This is a genomic window from Ureibacillus yapensis, from assembly GCF_003515775.1.
Taxonomy (GTDB): Bacteria; Bacillota; Bacilli; order Bacillales_A; family Planococcaceae; genus Ureibacillus; species Ureibacillus yapensis.
In genome coordinates this window covers 1-16,832 of sequence record NZ_QWEI01000011.1, presented here as the reverse complement: position 1 = coordinate 16,832, position 16,832 = coordinate 1, and the positions used below count along the sequence as shown (strand labels likewise).

The following is a 16,832-nucleotide window of genomic DNA, read 5'->3' as shown; positions in this document are numbered from 1 at the left end:
GAACATGGAATTTCATGTTCTTTTTTATTTTTAAAAAACTTAACACGATTGTAATAAATAAGTTTTAGGATACTGGGGTCCCTATTTTATTGATAATTTCAATACTTAAAATATGACATAAAAGCAAATAGAAGAAATAAATGGGTTGAATGGGTAATAATTTCTTGTTTAATCACCCGTCTACAAGGCTATTACAAATTATACCGAAAAATATCATCTAGTATTATATCTAGAAAAAAGTTGGGAGGAGACAAAGACATGAGCATTCAAAAAAGTACTGATAGTTCCAGTCTTGCTGAAGTAATCGATCGCATTCTCGACAAGGGAATTGTGATTGATGCGTTTGTTAGAGTCTCTTTGGTTGGGATTGAAATTCTTACAGTCGAGGCCCGAGTCGTCATAGCTAGTGTGGATACTTGGCTTCGCTATGCGGAGGCTGTCGGATTGTTGGCTGATGAAGCACAAGAAGAAAATCGTTTGAATGGAAGTCCGCAATTGGGTTTCTAGCTAAAAATGATAAATAAAGGATGAGGTGTTTTACATGAATAAGGACGAAACGACTAACCAGATTTCCCCAGAAGAAAGCAATAGTGAGGAAAAGGTAGAAAAACAACAAATGCAAAACGAGGGGCAAAATGAACCCCAAGTTGAACCCCAAAGTGAAACACAAAATGAGAAACAAAACGAATCACAAAATGAGAAAGGCCAAGGAGCCAATTACTCCCTCAACCTTGCCGTGCTGGGCGGCTTGATAGGAGCGGGAATCGGATTGCTGGCCACTCCCGAAAACGGCAAGAAAGCAGTGAGAAATTTAGGGGAATCTGAATTTGTAAAGGCTGCAGGCAAGGAATTTAAGAAAACGGCACAGGAACTGCTGGCCGATCAGGCACAAAGCAGCTTCAAACAGTTGGCGATGGGCTACATCAATAAAGTGGAAAACGGAATATTATCTCCTGGAAAGGGAAAAGAATCCGGGGCATCGGCACCGAACACGGCTACAGAAGGCCAATCTTCCGAATATGAGGACATCAAGGAAGAAAATAAACATTTAAATGAACGGCTTGAAAAAATAGAAAAGATGTTAGGTGAACTGGTGGAGTCCAAATAAGGAGGATGCCTTTATGGACAAAGAGCTTAAAAAAACAGTAGGCAAAGTTGTGAAAAACGTTGTGGAACATACCCCGGAACCCATCAAAGAAAAAGTAAAAGAAACAGTCATTGAAAATGGTAAAGAAATGGTAAAGGACCATATACAAGATAAGGCCAACCAACTAACCGGGAAAATGGAACATGCAAGAGACAATTTTGCCGATGAAGTCCAAGATAAAGCTCAAGGAGCCAAAGAGAAAACCCAGGAGGTTCTGCTTGCGGCGCAAGAAAAGTTGGGCAAAGCGGTAGAAGCCGGGAAGCAGTTTCAAGATAAAATCTCTTCGGCGAATAATCAGGACAAAGATCGAACAATCAAAAGCGTCAACAGTATTAAAACTTCAAAAGATATCAAAAGTGCTACCAAGATTAAAAGTGCAAGGGATATCAAATCCTCGAATGATATAAAAACAATCGTTTCCTAAAATACCATGCAAGAAAGGAGAATGAATAAAATGGCACTTCAAAAAAGTACGGATAGTTCAAGTCTGGCAGAGGTTATTGACCGAATATTGGACAAAGGAATTGTCATAGATGCATTTGTAAGAGTATCGGTGGTCGGCATCGAAATATTAACCGTTGAAGCTCGAGTCGTAATTGCGAGTGTAGATACATGGCTGCGTTATGCCGAGGCCGTTGGGTTACTGCAAGATGAGTACAGCGAAAACAGGCTTGCCGAGGGGGCAAGTGAAGGAAGTGCTCGTTTCAGTATCTAGGAGAAGATGCTAGCCGGGGCGAAACTAGCCCTGGCCTGCTTTACGCTTAGGAGGCAGAAATGGAAATTAGAGAAATCATCGGAAATGTTACGGAATTCTTCAATGAATTCGTTGCACCTGTTCATAAAATAACAGCTGTGGAAAAAAATGGAGATCATGGCTGGAAATTGACGGTGGAAGTCATTGAAGAAAAGGAATATATGAAAAAGTATGCCAAGGATGAAATGCTTGGAATTTATGATGTTTTGTTAAATGAGGACAAAGAAATTACTTCCTACAAAAGAAGGGACATTCGTTATAGAAGCTCCATTAAACAAGAATAGCAGATGTGGAAGCAGGTGCAAAAACAGTGACAGTCTTAAGGACGAAAATCAACAAAAATAGAAGCGGGATTATACAAGACGAAATAACGGAAGACTTGCTATCCCGTTCGCTGCAATACTTGAAAGCCGGTTATCCGGTTCATTTTACGGGACCGTCCGGAACGGGGAAAACTTCTCTGGCACTCGCTCTTGCAAAAAAAAGAAAAAGACCCATCATGCTAATCCACGGTAACCATGAGTTGAATAATAAAGATCTAATTGGTGATTTTACGGGATATTCAAGCAAAAAAGTGGTAGATAACTATATTCGTTCCGTTTACAAAAGAGAAGAGAATGTAACGGAAACATGGCAGGACGGAAGATTATTGGAAGCGGTCAAGAAGGGATACACTCTCGTTTATGATGAATTTACACGTTCCCAGCCAAGCACGAATAATATCTTTCTTTCTATTTTGGAAGAAGGAGTTTTGCCATTATACGGCACGAAGCTAACGGAATCATTTGTCCGGGTGCATCCCGATTTTTCAGTGATTTTCACGAGCAATCCCGAAGAATATGCCGGTGTCTATCAAACGCAAGATGCATTGCTTGATCGTCTTATAACGATTTTTATTGACCATAAAGAAAATCATAGGGAAGCAGCGATACTTTGTAAGAAGTTTGATATTGAAAAAAGAGAAGCAGAAGCGATTACTGCCCTTGTAGCCGAATTGCGCAAAGCATGCAAGGATAGCGGGCCAAGTCTTCGGGCATCGTTAATGATTGCCAAATTGGCGGTACAAGAAGGGATACCGATTGATGGGACAAATACGAGTTTTCAGCGTTTATGCGTTGATATTGTAGGTCACCAGTTAAGCCGTTGTTTAGAAACGGAAGAACCAATAAAAAAAGCGGAAGAAATGATTATTGATGCATGCCATAACTTGGATGCTAACGAGAAATAAAAGGAGTGTCCGACGATGAATCAAGAAGAACAATTGGGCGTTTATATTTTTTGCGGAATCCAAATTGAAGAGGATGTGGATTTTGGCGAGATTGAAATAGAAGGCGAAAGCAAACAGCTGTTCACCATTCCATACAAAGATGCTGGAATTGTGGCTGCCGAAGCGCCATTGAAAATTTACCACCCCAATAAAGAAAACTTAATGATGCACCAACAAGCCATTTCGAAGATTATGGAAAAAAATCAGACTGTGATTCCCGTAAGTTTCGGCAATGTCTTTCATTCAAAAGCGGATGTCGGTGTGCTGCTTGAGAATCTTTATCCCCAATTTGAAAAATTGTTCCCGGAGATTAAAGGCAAAATTGAACTTGGATTAAAGGTAATTGGAAAAAAAGAATGGCTTCATTCCCAAGTACATGGCAATGCCAAGATTGAGAAGATGGCGCAAGCCGTTCAGGGAAAATCGGAGGCAGCCAGCTATTATGAGAGGATTCAACTTGGAAACGAAGCGCAAAAAATTGTCGCTTCCCTGCAAAATGAGATGAAGCAGGAAGTGCTGAACCCATTAAAGGAATTAGCTGAAGCTTCAAAAGTGAATGATCCGATAGGAGAAAAAATGCTCTTAAATGCTTCATTTCTTGTGGATAGAGACAAAGAAGAAGAGTTTGATTTAAAGGTAAATGAAATCTACGAGAAGTGGAAAGACAAGGTTGATTTCAGCTATAGCGGTCCTTGGCCAGCCTATAACTTTGTCAATATCCGATTAAAAGTAGAAGATGCCGGATGATTCATAAACTAGCATCCGCCCCGATTAACCTTGTCATTAAAATAGCGGAAAAGGTAAAAGAAGAGGCTGATCGAGAGTTTTATGACCTGCCTACCATCCAGCAGAAGCTGATTCAACTTCAAATGATGTATGAACTTGGCGACATTCCGGAAAAGGTATTTAAACAACAGGAGGAGGAGTTGATTATCCGCTATGAAACTGCAAAACGGCTGGAAATGGAGCAGTGGGAAGAGATGGCAAAGAGGAGAGACTAGTGAATGGGAAATTTGCTTTATTTATATGGATTAATTCCATCAAAGGAAGCCGAACAGTCATTGCCGGCTTTAAAAGACTTTGACGGAAATGGTGACATTTACATGATCCCGGTAGGAAAGATTACTGCTATTGTTTGTAATCTTGATGCAGAAAACTATTCGGAAGAAATGTTGAAAGAACGCATTAATAATGATATGGAATGGCTCCAGGAAAAAGCTTTTCACCATCATGAGACAGTGCTGAAGCTAGCGAACTTGTATACAATTGTTCCCTTGAAATTTTGCACATTATATAAAAATCAAGACAGCCTGGAGAATGCTGTCATCGAAAATGAAGCCAAATTGCTTGATACTTTTGGGTTGATCAAGGGCAATGAAGAATGGAATCTGAAAATTTACTGCGATGATCATTTGCTCAAAAAACAAGTAGGCGAAAACAATCCAACAATTGAAGCCAAAAAAGAGGAAATCAGCCAGTTATCAAAAGGGAAGCAATTTTTTGAAAAGAAAAAGCTAGACAAATTGATTGAATCCGAGCTGGAAGCTGAAAAAAACAAAACGAGTGAAAAAATACATTTACAGCTGAAAGGGCTAGCCCTTCGAGGAGATGTCAAAAAAGCGTGGAGCAATGACGTGACAGGGCGAAAAGAGGACATGACCTGGAATAGTGTATACCTGATTCCCAAAACGAAGGTTGAATCCTTTTTGGAAGAAGTCCGACGATATGAAAAGGACATGAAGGAAAAAGGATGGAAATTTGAAGCAACCGGTCCATGGCCCGCTTACCATTTTACCAGCTTTTAATTTCATTCAGGGCTGAAATTCGCCAAGGGAATTTGATGGAACTGAGGGTGAGAAGATGTACTCAACAAGAGAGACCATGGCAAATAAAGAAATTGGCTTGATCGATATTTTGGATGTAATTCTGGATAAGGGTGTAGCGTTAAAGGCGGATCTGGTTATTTCTATTGCAGGAGTTGACCTGGTTTATCTGGATTTGCGATTACTCATTGCTTCCGTGGAATCCCTTGTACAGAGCAAAATGGAAGGACGTAAAACCATATCATCGGAAGAATTTGATTTAGAGAAGGAGGCCTTGATCGATGCAACCGGTCAACCAGACAAATGGAAAAATTAATCTAGATCCAGACAACGCGGAGCATGGGTTGGCTCAGTTGGTTTTAACCATTATTGAACTGCTAAGGCAAATAGTCGAAAGGCATGCGCTTCGCCGTGTGGAAGGCGGCACACTGACCGACGAACAAATTGAAAACCTTGGTGAGGCATTAATGAATCTAGAGGAAAAGATGGAGGAATTAAAAGAGATTTTCGGTCTTGATGATGAAGATTTAAATATAGACCTTGGTCCTTTAGGAAGCTTGCTTTGATAAATAGATGAGGAGGACTGTCAAATGGAACATTCAATGCAATCCAGCACGATTGTGGATGTCCTTGAGAAAATATTGGATAAGGGTGTAGTCATTGCAGGGGATATTTCGGTAGGGATTGCGGATGTTGAACTGTTAACCATCAAAATACGATTGATTGTTGCTTCCATTGATAAAGCAAAGGAAATTGGCATGGACTGGTGGGAAACAGATCCTTACCTTACATCGAAGGCAACGGAGAATACCAAAGCATTGGAAGAAGAGAATAGAAGACTCTTGGAAAGACTTGAAACCCTTGAAAAGAGGCTGCCTGCAAAAACATTGGATTCTAACATAATAGAATCTTGATTTTAATACTTATTACAATTTGGAGGTTTTCATATGACAGAAACAAAATTAGAACAAACACAAACAGAGGAAACTAAAGGAAATAATTTAAATAGCAGCAATCTTAAACGGTCCATTACCGGGGGATTGATCGGAGCTACCGTCGGATATTTATCTGATCCTGAAAATGGCAAAAAACTGATGGAAACAGGATCAGGTCTAGGACAAAAAGTAAAAGAAAATTCAAAGAAAGCCGTTGATTCCATTTTGAATTCGCCTTCTAAACTATTCAATAAAGCAGATGATGATAGTCAAGAGAATCAATCTGATAAGAACGAAACGGAAAATGAAACAAGCCTATCTGCAGGTATAAACCAAACCGAGAGCCAAAATGAAGATAGTAAAACAAATCAGGATTTTAATAGTCGCTTGGACCGATTGGAAGAAATGTTGGCGAATCTAATTCAATCAAAAAACGGTGAAACACCAGAGAATCAAGAGAAGGAACAATCGAATGGAAAAGCTCAAATGAGTGGGCAACCGCAATCAAACAATAAAGTAGAAGGCCAAGGAAGTTCACAAAACCAAAACGATGACAATCAAGAGCAGACGGAATTGCAAAACCAACATGACAGCAGCGATTCGGATTCTTATTTACAAAATCAATTGAATGGTGAAACGAAATCCGCAGAAAAAGAAAGTCATCCTAAAGCAGAATCACAAAAAGAGGATGAAAAAAATGCTGCAAATGCAGATGCTAAAAATGGCAGCCCTCATGCTGAATCACAAGCTCAAAGCAAACAGAAGCAGAATGAAGAAAGTGAATCAAAAGAGACAGAAAACGCAAATAGCAATGACAAGAGTCAATCTGGCTTAAATGAAATGGCGATGAGTGAAAGTCATGAATCATTAAAAAAAGAGACACAAAATCTTGAAAATCGTTTAGGGAAAATCGAAGAGCTGCTGACAAAGATGCTTGAAGGCAAAAATGGTTCAAACCGGGAGTCGGATTCTGGTCAAGATGACAGCAAATCAGTGAACGAATCGAAAACTTCGGAAAATAAAGAAGCTGATCAGAAAGAAACTGGAGAGCAAAATAAAGATAAAGAAAAAGCACAGCAAAATCGTGAGAGCAAAAATAAAGATAAAGAAGGTAAGGAACAGCAGAATCAAGAGAATCGAAGCCAGGATAATGTGAAAGAAGAAAAGGCTGGTAAAGAACAATCGAAAAACCGAGACCAACAGAAGGAAGAGGAAGGCGACGATTCTGAAAAAAAGAGCGCGAAGGAGGAGCCGAATAACAAACAATCCAAAAATAATGGAAATGGCGATTCCGAGCAAAAAGAAATGAACTTGCAAGGATCAATCAAGGAACAACCCTTTAATGTTCTCTCCGATGATGAAACCTATCTGATCCTGGATGGATTAAGAAAGGAGATGTAAAAATGAGCGGTAGTTCTGGCGGAACAAAGGATAATATCCTTGAATTTTTTGTTCAAGCAGCAAATCAACATGATTTCACTTTAGATATTACGTTAAACGTGAAAGGTTCCGTTATTACGGGAACATTGATATCTGCCAACGAATATTTCAATACGTTAAGTGAAACATTCGAAGAAGGAAATGAAATTGCCCAGTTTCTTAGTGAGCAGCTGGCAGAGGCGGGACAAGCCGCTCAAAATAATAATAGCTCGGAAGCTTACTTTATTCATATGAAGGAAACGAAAGTCTATTGCGGGGACAGCAAACCTACGCCGTCAAAAGGAGAATTCCTATGGCGCGGAAAGTTGGCTGAGATTGATGGTTTCTTCTTGGGGAAAATCTTCGAAGGCAATCAAAAAGAAGTTTGAGCAAAATAAAGCTGAAAACCCTAGGAATGCTGAAAGCTCAGCAATCCTAGGGTTTTTATTAGTGCTATTTAAGAAGCGCTTATTATTAACGAGAGTAGAACTCAACGATTAATGATTCTTGGATTTCAGCAGATAATTCAGAACGCTCTGGAAGACGTACAAAAGTACCTTCTTTTTTGTCTGCATCAAATGATAAGTAATCCGGTACGAAGTTATTTACTTCGATTGCTTCTTGAACTACAGCAAGGCTTTGAGATTTTTCGCGAAGAGAAATCACTTGACCTGGTTGTACGCTGTAAGAAGGAATGTCAACGCGTTTGCCATCAACTAAAATGTGGCCGTGGTTAACTAATTGGCGAGCTCCGCGACGAGTGCGAGCTAAACCTAAACGGTAAACTAGGTTGTCAAGGCGAGTTTCAAGAAGGATCATGAAGTTTTCACCTACAACACCTTTCATTTTAGAAGCTTTAGTGAATAAGTTATTGAATTGGCGCTCAGTCATACCATACATATGACGAAGTTTTTGTTTTTCTTGCAATTGCAAACCGTATTCAGATAATTTTTTGCGTTGGTTTGGACCGTGTTGGCCTGGTGCATAAGGGCGTTTTTCTAATTCTTTACCTGTGCCGCTTAATGAAATACCAAGACGACGTGACAATTTCCAAGATGGACCTGTATAACGAGACATAATGTTGTCTCCTCCTTTTAATTTGGTTTTTTGTATAAAACAAAACCAGTTGTACCCGACACTAGCTGAATTTTATTTTCTTGCATCTTCGCCCATGCAGCCGAATGGGTTACACAATACACCATCTAACAGACATAGAGGAATAAAATTCAGGCACAGCTTATACAACTGCTGCATTTATTTTACACGAGGTATATTGTATAATTTTTAAATAAGAACGTCAAGAAATATAATTGTTAATTCAATATGTAAATAAATAGACTTATGATTTAAAGGAATTGTTAAAGTTATCATTAAGTAGTACTATAGAGAATATAGTTATTGAATAAAAATTCCTACAAATTCAAAAAGTGGTAGTCAAAATGTCACGAAAAGTGTACAATTTAACCTAAAATAAAGTAAAGATTTGGTACTGCAATGTTCAATTACAAAGTGATTGATATGAGAAAAGGTGAGTTAATGAGAGAGCATCTTGAGAGTTTAACAAAGATTAAATCAGATCTGCTAAGTCTGTATATCGACTCTATGCATGGCAAAAATGAATATGATCTTTATATCCAATTATTAATGGATAGTTTAAAACAATATTTTGACATTGAGCAATGCTGTTTTCTTTTGTACGAAAGTGATTCAACCAAACCGGTTGATATCAAACCTTCCATTTCACTTAAACTAAATGAATTGCCTTTAAATGATTTCACTGCACATTTCTCCGATCAAGGTTTTGTTTCCATGCCATCAAGTCTTTGCGAAAAAATTGGATATGATGATTTTACCCAGTTGATATTACTGAAAAATGAACAGCTTGGTTTATACAATATTATGCTTCTGAAAGCTACAACGAAATGGGAAAGTTTCGCTAAAAGTGAACTTTTCAGTGACTTTGTAGATATTATAACGAAAGTTTTCGGTAAATTGCTGAAAAATAAAGATATTGCCCTAAATGAAAGTCAATATCGTAAATTATACAACATGACAAGCTTATTTCATTCTTCGATGGACATTGATTTGATACTGGAAAATGTATTGGTTGCCATTCAGGAGAATTTTCCTGACCTGAATGTGGAGTTGGTATTATCAAATGACCAAGATCGCCAAACAAGGGTCAAGATAAAGCCGTTTGATTACCTTTCGGAAAGGCCGTCCTCTATTGAAGCATTTGTATCGGGGACCGTTACAATTGAACGGGCGCATGATTTGAATCGTTGTATATTGCATGCTCCTATTAAAGGAAGACAGGCGATTTATGGAATATTGCAAGTTAGCGCCCCAATTTCGTATGTTTTCACAAAAAATCAAGAAGAGTTCATTAATATGCTTGCCCATACTTCAGGAAATGCGCTTGAAAATGCAAAGCTTTATCACCAATCCTATCGATTAATCGGTGATCTTCAACTTATAAATGAAACCTCGCATCGTTTGAATATGAAATTAGATAGTGATGAAATGTTTGCTTTTTTACATAAGCAATTGAAAAAAGCGTTTAAGCCTATGGAAATTGGCTTCGTTCTAAAGAATCAAGAAGAGTTGAAAATGACACTCGGTTCAACCGATTTGTTCCATACCGATGAGGGAATGCTATATATTCAGCATGTGGCCAAGCACTTTGAAAAAAATCAAGAGGCCTTGTTCATAGCAGATTTGAGCCGCAACAAAGGAAAACAATTGAAATATAATTCAATGATGGCCATTCCGATGCTGATTGAGCAAAATATTTACGGCTTTAGTCTTGTATTGCATCGCGAGTCTTACTTTTTCTCTTTTGATAGTTTCAAATTAATGCAATCGCTGATTCATCATTCGTCCTTGGCGATTGCGAACTCAATTTTGAGAAATCAGTTGCAGGAGATGGTTGATTATGACCATCTTACAAAATTGCATGCACGCAGATACTTGGAAAAGACGGTGGAAGCTTCATTGAGCGATGACAGTTCAGGGATGTTTTTGCTTATTGATATTGATAATTTCAAAAAAGTGAATGATACATTTGGACACCTTGTGGGGGATCAGGTGCTTCTTCAGATTAGCAGCCTTTTGAAGAATGTAATCGGGACCCGTGGAGTTTGCGCACGCTGGGGTGGAGAAGAGCTGGCGGTGTATGTTCCCAATATTCTGGCAGACGAAGCCATCAAATTGGCAAATGAAATTATTGCGTCAGTTCCCGGGGAGACGAATCCCACTGTAACCGTTTCGGCAGGTCTGCTTATATGGAATGCCGAACAAGCGGTTGAATATCGGTCCATCTTTTTACATGCCGATACTGCACTTTACCACGCAAAATCGAATGGCAAAAACAGAGTTTCTCTTTTTACTCAATCGATGCTGCTGCAATCATAAAAAAATTACTGCCAATATAATTCGAAAGTGGGGTTCACTTCGTTTATACGGCAGTAATTTTTGTTGTTTTTAAGAGCGCCAATTTGCCGGCCATTTTCTAGGCTAGCGGGCTGCACTATTCTATAAAGAGTTCATTAAAGTGTGAACAAATAATTCCAAGCCATGTTGGTCATCAAGGGTAAAGCGTGCTTTTAGGGGACTATCGATATCCAGTACGCCGATTACTTCATCATTCTTGATTAAAGGGATGACGATTTCCGAATTGGATGCTGCGTCGCATGCAATATGTCCAGGGAATGCATGAACATCCTCGACAAGCATCGTTTCCCCCTTGGAGACAGCTGTTCCGCAAACACCCCGTCCAACCGCAATTCGCACGCAGGCAGGCAAACCTTGGAACGGTCCCAGAACAAGTTCGCCATCCTTCATTAGGTAAAAACCAACCCAGTTGATATTGTCCAGAAATTGGTTCAATAATGCGGAGGCATTGCTTAGATTGGCAATTAAATCGTTTTCTCCTTCCAGTAATGCATCCAATTGTTTTGATAAAGTTTCATATTGCTTCGAAACATTGCCTTCATAATTTATTTTAGTAAACATAACTAGACCTCCAAAATTATTTAAAAATAGATTCATAGTGCTGGTGCAAATCTTTGACGCTATGCGCATCTGAACCGAAAACCATAGGCAGTGAAATGGAACGGGCAAACTCGATCATATTCATTGGCGGATAGGGTTCCTTGCAATGGCTTTTGCTTAAGCCGGCACTGTTGACATCCAACTCATAGCCGTTTTCTTTCATTTTTGTCAATAGCTCACTGATGCGATGCGCATCATCGATTTTTTCTCCATGTGCAAGCTGGAATTTATGTACAAGTGTGGGATGTCCGATTCTTCGAGGTTTATATCTTCCCAGCTTTGCCTCGATGGATTTTAAAACAGTATCATAATACAGCTCGTAAAGCGATTCAACTCCACCGACTTTCTCGGCAAAATCAAGGTACACTTCGTGTGAAAAGTCGATGCATACATAAGTATCTTGATGTTTTAGAAAATGTACTGATAAAATTGCATCATCCAGCAAAGGGCCCGTTATATCAAGCAGCGCTTGTGTTTCGGTCTCATACCCAACAATATAGTCAACTTCCAATCCAGTTTTTATGAGAATCCGGTCGCGGTATTTGTGCTTCAATTGTTGCAAAGTCTCCAGATACTTTGTTAGATGGGCCGGATTCATGCCGCTATCTCGATCCGGTGTAGGATCTGTGAAATTCGTTGGCAGCGGAGCATGTTCAGTAAAGGTAATTTCCGCGAAATTTGAAGCGATTGCTTTTTCTATGTATTGTTCAAATGAATCCTCCGTACCATGTGGACAAAAAGGCGAGTGGATATGGCCGTCTCGTTTCATCAACATAACCTCCAATTTGAAAATGTACATAATTATTAACTTATTGATTGATAACAAAACTTATACAAAGGGTAATACAATTTATGCTAATTTAAATGATTATTTCACTTTCATTATTGACGGTAGAAATGCTTCATTTATTTCAAATTTTTGTTAACAATCGTATACTTCGGTTATCTAATATAGTGAATTACAATTAACTTTAGCAAAATCCTGTATTTTTTTAAACAAATGAAAAAAAACATGGTATATTATAGTTACAAATGGTAGCAGGCACTGTGATTTTGGAATAGGGGGCTTATGATGCAGTATATCATCATTGTCGTCATCGTACTATTAGCATTATTTATCGGCGGTCTATTTGTCCGTCGCAAACATAATGTTGTTATACAGCGACTTGAACAAGAAAAAATGCAAATTCAGCATTATCCTATATTTGAGGAGCTTACTAAAGTAAAAGCGTTAAATATGAATGGACAAACAGAAGAAATGTTTGAACATTGGCGTAATATCTGGACAGAAGTCATGGATGTTCACATAACCAAGATTGATTCTATGCTTTTTGATGCGGAAGAATACATAGATCGGTTTAAATTCAAGAAAGCTTCGAATGTAGAACGTGAAATCGAAGAATATATTGCGGAGTGCGAAAAAAGCAAAAACCAGATTATTGGCGAACTGGATGAGTTGATTGGCAGTGAAGAAAAGAACCGTATCGAAATTGAACAAATAAAAGAAAATTACCGTTCCGCAAGAAAAACTTTGCTTGCCCATCAGTATTCTTTCGGACCGGCTTTACCGGCTTTGGAAAAAAGGCTCGAGCAATTCATCCCGAAATTTGAAGAATTCGATTCACTGACGGTGGAAGGGAACTACTTGCAGGCAAGGGAAATTGTTCTGGCACTAAATAGTGAAGCTCAAGAGATCAATGATTTATTGATGGAAGTCCCGACGCTGCTCTCGGAAATCCAAACAAAAATTCCTTCAACGATTCACGACCTCCGCAATGGGCAACGTGAAATGGAAGATCAATCTTATTACCTCAATCATTTGGAGCTGAACCTATACTTGGACGAACTTGAAGCCGAGCTTGATTTATTGAAAGGCAAATTGGCGGAATTGGATGTATCGGCTGTTGCGCCGAGACTCCAGGAAATTAATGATGACCTGGAAAATTATTATGATCTATTGGAAAAAGAAGTGCTGGCAAGAAACTTTGTGGACAGAAACTGTGATCCTACCCTGGATACGTTAAATGAGGTCGTACAGGCAACAAGGGATATTAGCCACGAAACAGTATTTGTGCAAAGCAGCTATCATCTATCGGAAAAAGAAGCGGAAGTTCCTAAGATGGGGCTTAAACAACTTGAAATCATTCAAAAACGATTTGAATTGCTTCTTATGCGTGTAAGGGAAGAAAAATCCGCTTATTCAAGTCTGCAAGAGGAGCTAATGCAAATCAGCGAAGAAATCGAACGAATAAAAGATGAACAAGAGCAGTTTTCAAATCGCTTGAAAAACTTGCGCATAGACGAAAATAAAGCGCGCAAAAAACTCGATTCTTTAAAACGGCTATTGCACGAAACGGACCGGCAGTTAAGCAGAGCCAATATACCCGGCATTCCGGAAGAAATGGATGCTCGCTTGGAAGAAGCGGAAGAGCAAATATTCATCGTGATGCAAAGTTTGCAGGAAATCCCTCTCAATATGAACCATGTGAATGCAAACTTGGATAACGCCGAAAAATGTATTCAAGAAGTAAGTGAACACGCGCAGGAAATGATCGAGAATGTCATGCTGATCGAGAGAATGATTCAGTACGGCAACCGATACCGTGCTGCAAATGAACGGGTAAACGAACTATTGCTTGATGCAGAACATGCATTCAATCAATACCGTTACATAAAAGCGTTAGAAGATGCAGCAGCGGCGGTTGAGTTGGCAGAGCCCGGTTCCATTAAACGTATTGAAGAAATTGTACAGGATGAGTTATACGAAAAAGTTGAGAAATGAGGCATACTTGACAGCTGCGTTATAATTAAAGGGATAAGCCACCGCACTTTTGTGTTGGTGGCTTTCTTTACTGACTAAAGAGATTCCAATTTTTAAATGTAAGTTAGAAAGTGGGAAATACAATGATATATCTAGACAACAGTGCTACAACTAAACCGTTAAAAGAGGTTTTAAATACATTTGTGCAAGTGAATGAATCTTTCTATGCCAACCCATCTTCCATTCATGGAGCGGGTGTGGAAGCAAATACTTTATTGGATCGTGCAAGAAGCCAGCTGGCGGAGATTCTTCATACAGAAGATCGTTTCGTATTGTTCACGGCCGGTGGAACCGAGTCCAATAATTTTGCAATCCTTGGTGTAGCAAAAGCAAATACACATAAAGGAAAACATATAATTACAACAAAAATTGAACATCCTTCTATTTTAGAGGCTGTAAAATCATTGCAGCACGAAGGCTATGAAGTAGACTATCTGGATGTTGATGAAGCAGGCGTGATTTCATTGAAAGAACTTGATGAAAAGCTTCGTAAAGATACCGTTCTTGTCAGCATTATGCATGTAAATAATGAAATGGGCGCCATCCAACCGATTAAAGAGGCAGCAAAGCTTATTCATGAAAAATCCCGCGCTGCTTTTCATGTAGATGCCGTTCAAAGCTTTGGAAAGTTGCCGGTTTTCTTTAATGGCGAGGAAGGGCCGGATCTCATTTCACTATCCGGTCATAAAATCCATGGACTCAAAGGTTCAGGGATTATTGCATTTCGCAAAAAGATGAATATCGTTCCCCTTTTGCTGGGTGGAGGACAGGAACTCGGGCTTCGAAGCGGAACTGTGGCAGTTCCTCAAGCAGTCGCCCTTGCGAAAGCGGCACGCATTGCGATTGAAAAGATGGATGAAAATCGCCTTAAATACCGAAAATGGCATGAAGAGTTAATGGTATTTTTGGCGGACTTCGGTGAACATATTCATATACTCTCGACGAAATCAGGTGCACCCCACATTTTATCGTTTAGTGTAAAGGATTTAAAAGGGGAAATATTAATTAATGCCCTTCAAGCAAGGGACATACTTGTTTCCACATCGAGTGCATGTTCTTCAAAGCAAAAGAAAACGAGCCATGTAGTAGAAGCGTTAAATATTGTTCCGAATTATAAAAAAGGCGTTATTCGACTAAGCTTCGGGGCATTGAATACAGATCAGGACATTGTAGAATTTAAAAAAGCATTTACAGAAGTTATGAAGGAACTAAAAGGAGAACTAAAAAATGATTTGGAAAGAAATTTTAATTAGATATGGTGAGTTATCAACAAAAGGAAGAAATAAAAAAGATTTCATAAGCCGTCTTCGCACAAATATTCGCCATACATTCTCAAACATAGCGCCATTGGACATCCTTTCGGAACGCGACCGAATGCATATTCGGATTGAAAACGAAGAGCAATTCGAAGTGCTGATGGAAAAACTGCCAAAAGTTTTCGGTATCCAATCTTTCAGCCCTGTCGCGGTTTGTGCGAAAGACTTGGAAGAGATGAAGAAATTGTCTCTACTTATAATGGAGCAATATAAAAATCAAGATATTACCTTTAAAGTGGAAGTTCGCCGTTCAGATAAATCATTTCCTCTGGAATCTCACGAATTGCAGCGTGAAATTGGGGGGCATGTATTAAGAAACAATCCGAATCTTTCCGTTAAGGTAAAACACCCTGACGTGGAACTGCGAATTGAAGTTCGCAAAGATGCAATCTACATGATGGCGCAAATTGTGCAAGGTGCCGGTGGTATGCCAGTTGGTTCAAATGGAAAATCGCTTTTGATGCTTTCAGGAGGGATTGATAGCCCTGTTGCAGGCTATTTGTTGATGAAGCGCGGTGTTCGGTTGGAGGCGATTCATTTCTTTAGCCCGCCTTATACAAGTGAAAATTCGTTAACAAAGGTAAAAGAATTGGCAAACGAATTAACGAAATTCGGTGCAAATATTCGTTTGCATGTGATTCCTTTTACCGAGATCCAGGTTTTGATAAAAGAAAGTGTTCCTAGCAATACCAGCATGACGACGACTCGCAGATTGATGATGCGTATTGCTGATAAAGTCCGTGAAGAAATTGGTGCTCTGGGAATTGTGACAGGGGAAAGTTTAGGGCAAGTAGCAAGTCAAACGCTGGAAAGTTTAACAGCGATTAATGATGTAACACATACACCCATTTTCCGCCCGTTAATTGCGTTCGATAAACTTGAAATTATCCAGATCGCTGAAAAAATCGGCACGTACGAAACATCCATACAGCCTTATGAGGATTGCTGTACAATCTTTACGCCTGCCAACCCAAAAACGAAACCGAAAGTGGAGAAAATCAATTATTATGAAAGCTTTACGGAATTCGATGAGTTGATTGAACGTGCGGTCCGAAACCGGGAAGTCTACAAATTCCCTGAAACAAATAAAGTAAAAGATAAATTTGAGGGATTATTATAGAAGCCCATTAGTCTGTTTGTTTTGAATTTTATAGGAAATAGTTACCTTTAATTGTGTGTGTATGAAAAAAAGATTTTCGCACAATCTATATGCACAAGGAGGTGAGAGAAATGTCAAACAACAGCGGAGGCCGTAACAAGCTTGTCGTACAAGGTGCAGAACAAGCTTTAGATCAAA

At 39.1% G+C, this 16,832-nt stretch carries 21 protein-coding genes; 18 read left to right on the top strand and 3 right to left on the bottom strand.

The window, feature by feature from the left end:
* Positions 1-258: 258 nt before the first annotated feature.
* Genes gvpA through gvpU form a run of 14 tightly spaced genes read left to right on the top strand, consistent with a single transcriptional unit; the run spans position 259 to position 7,734 of the window.
* Complete coding sequence (gene gvpA, locus D1B33_RS15870; RefSeq protein WP_118877386.1) at positions 259-507, top strand: gas vesicle structural protein GvpA; 249 nt, start codon at positions 259-261, stop codon at positions 505-507.
* Between the two features lie 34 nt (positions 508-541).
* Complete coding sequence (gene gvpT / locus D1B33_RS15865; RefSeq protein ID WP_233549509.1) at positions 542-1,108, top strand: GvpT/GvpP family gas vesicle accessory protein; 567 nt, start codon at positions 542-544, stop codon at positions 1,106-1,108.
* Between the two features lie 13 nt (positions 1,109-1,121).
* Positions 1,122-1,571, top strand: coding sequence for a gas vesicle protein GvpQ (gvpQ, locus tag D1B33_RS15860; RefSeq protein ID WP_118877385.1), 450 nt, complete (start codon positions 1,122-1,124; stop codon positions 1,569-1,571).
* 30 nt (positions 1,572-1,601) lie between these two features.
* Positions 1,602-1,862, top strand: coding sequence for a gas vesicle protein GvpJ (gene gvpJ / locus D1B33_RS15855; protein ID WP_118877384.1), 261 nt, complete (start codon positions 1,602-1,604; stop codon positions 1,860-1,862).
* 59 nt (positions 1,863-1,921) lie between these two features.
* Positions 1,922-2,185, top strand: a complete 264-nt coding sequence (gvpO, locus tag D1B33_RS15850) for a gas vesicle protein GvpO (protein WP_118877383.1) — start codon at positions 1,922-1,924, stop codon at positions 2,183-2,185.
* 26 nt (positions 2,186-2,211) lie between these two features.
* The gene (gene gvpN / locus D1B33_RS15845) at positions 2,212-3,129 is read left to right on the top strand and encodes a gas vesicle protein GvpN (RefSeq protein ID WP_118877450.1); all 918 of its coding nucleotides are present in this window, start codon (positions 2,212-2,214) and stop codon (positions 3,127-3,129) included.
* Positions 3,130-3,144: 15 nt separating this feature from the next.
* Positions 3,145-3,915: a GvpL/GvpF family gas vesicle protein gene (locus D1B33_RS15840; RefSeq protein WP_118877382.1), complete on the top strand. Its 771-nt coding sequence runs from the start codon at positions 3,145-3,147 to the stop codon at positions 3,913-3,915.
* Complete coding sequence (locus D1B33_RS15835) at positions 3,912-4,169, top strand: gas vesicle protein GvpG (RefSeq protein WP_118877381.1); 258 nt, start codon at positions 3,912-3,914, stop codon at positions 4,167-4,169. The genes D1B33_RS15840 and D1B33_RS15835 overlap by 4 nt, the downstream gene beginning before the upstream one ends.
* A gap of 3 nt (positions 4,170-4,172) precedes the next feature.
* Positions 4,173-4,973 (top strand): GvpL/GvpF family gas vesicle protein, encoded by an 801-nt coding sequence (locus D1B33_RS15830; protein WP_118877380.1) that lies wholly within the window; start codon positions 4,173-4,175, stop codon positions 4,971-4,973.
* A 55-nt stretch (positions 4,974-5,028) separates the two neighbouring features.
* Positions 5,029-5,307, top strand: a complete 279-nt coding sequence (locus D1B33_RS15825; protein WP_118877379.1) for a gas vesicle protein — start codon at positions 5,029-5,031, stop codon at positions 5,305-5,307.
* Entirely contained in the window at positions 5,273-5,557 is a 285-nt protein-coding gene (locus tag D1B33_RS15820) for a gas vesicle protein K (RefSeq protein WP_118877378.1), read from the top strand. The genes D1B33_RS15825 and D1B33_RS15820 overlap by 35 nt, the downstream gene beginning before the upstream one ends.
* A gap of 24 nt (positions 5,558-5,581) precedes the next feature.
* The gene (locus D1B33_RS15815; RefSeq protein ID WP_118877377.1) at positions 5,582-5,905 is read left to right on the top strand and encodes a gas vesicle protein; all 324 of its coding nucleotides are present in this window, start codon (positions 5,582-5,584) and stop codon (positions 5,903-5,905) included.
* A gap of 33 nt (positions 5,906-5,938) precedes the next feature.
* Positions 5,939-7,327 (top strand): midas domain-containing protein, encoded by a 1,389-nt coding sequence (locus tag D1B33_RS15810; RefSeq protein WP_118877376.1) that lies wholly within the window; start codon positions 5,939-5,941, stop codon positions 7,325-7,327.
* Positions 7,328-7,329: 2 nt separating this feature from the next.
* A complete protein-coding gene (gvpU, locus tag D1B33_RS15805; protein WP_118877375.1) occupies positions 7,330-7,734 on the top strand; it encodes a gas vesicle accessory protein GvpU in 405 nt (134 codons plus the stop codon).
* 85 nt (positions 7,735-7,819) lie between these two features.
* On the opposite strand, the gene rpsD is transcribed toward gvpU, so the two are convergent.
* On the bottom strand, positions 7,820-8,422 hold the full coding sequence (rpsD, locus tag D1B33_RS15800; protein WP_118877374.1) for a 30S ribosomal protein S4: 603 nt from the start codon (positions 8,420-8,422) through the stop codon (positions 7,820-7,822).
* Positions 8,423-8,839: 417 nt separating this feature from the next.
* Between rpsD and D1B33_RS15795 the strand changes: the two genes are divergently transcribed.
* Positions 8,840-10,759, top strand: a complete 1,920-nt coding sequence (locus D1B33_RS15795; RefSeq protein ID WP_233549508.1) for a sensor domain-containing diguanylate cyclase — start codon at positions 8,840-8,842, stop codon at positions 10,757-10,759.
* Between the two features lie 120 nt (positions 10,760-10,879).
* On the opposite strand, the gene D1B33_RS15790 is transcribed toward D1B33_RS15795, so the two are convergent.
* Positions 10,880-11,359: a GAF domain-containing protein gene (locus tag D1B33_RS15790; RefSeq protein ID WP_118877372.1), complete on the bottom strand. Its 480-nt coding sequence runs from the start codon at positions 11,357-11,359 to the stop codon at positions 10,880-10,882.
* A 16-nt stretch (positions 11,360-11,375) separates the two neighbouring features.
* Positions 11,376-12,167, bottom strand: coding sequence for a histidinol-phosphatase HisJ (gene hisJ / locus D1B33_RS15785; RefSeq protein WP_118877371.1), 792 nt, complete (start codon positions 12,165-12,167; stop codon positions 11,376-11,378).
* Between the two features lie 303 nt (positions 12,168-12,470).
* Between hisJ and ezrA the strand changes: the two genes are divergently transcribed.
* The 3 genes from ezrA to thiI all read left to right on the top strand — a co-directional run bounded on the left by ezrA (position 12,471) and on the right by thiI (position 16,655).
* Positions 12,471-14,180 carry a septation ring formation regulator EzrA gene (ezrA, locus tag D1B33_RS15780; RefSeq protein WP_199677433.1) on the top strand — a complete coding sequence of 570 codons (1,710 nt, stop codon included), beginning with the start codon at positions 12,471-12,473 and terminating at the stop codon, positions 14,178-14,180.
* 122 nt (positions 14,181-14,302) lie between these two features.
* Positions 14,303-15,472: a cysteine desulfurase family protein gene (locus D1B33_RS15775; RefSeq protein WP_118877369.1), complete on the top strand. Its 1,170-nt coding sequence runs from the start codon at positions 14,303-14,305 to the stop codon at positions 15,470-15,472.
* Complete coding sequence (gene thiI, locus D1B33_RS15770) at positions 15,447-16,655, top strand: tRNA uracil 4-sulfurtransferase ThiI (protein ID WP_118877368.1); 1,209 nt, start codon at positions 15,447-15,449, stop codon at positions 16,653-16,655. The genes D1B33_RS15775 and thiI overlap by 26 nt, the downstream gene beginning before the upstream one ends.
* Positions 16,656-16,832 lie beyond the last annotated feature (177 nt).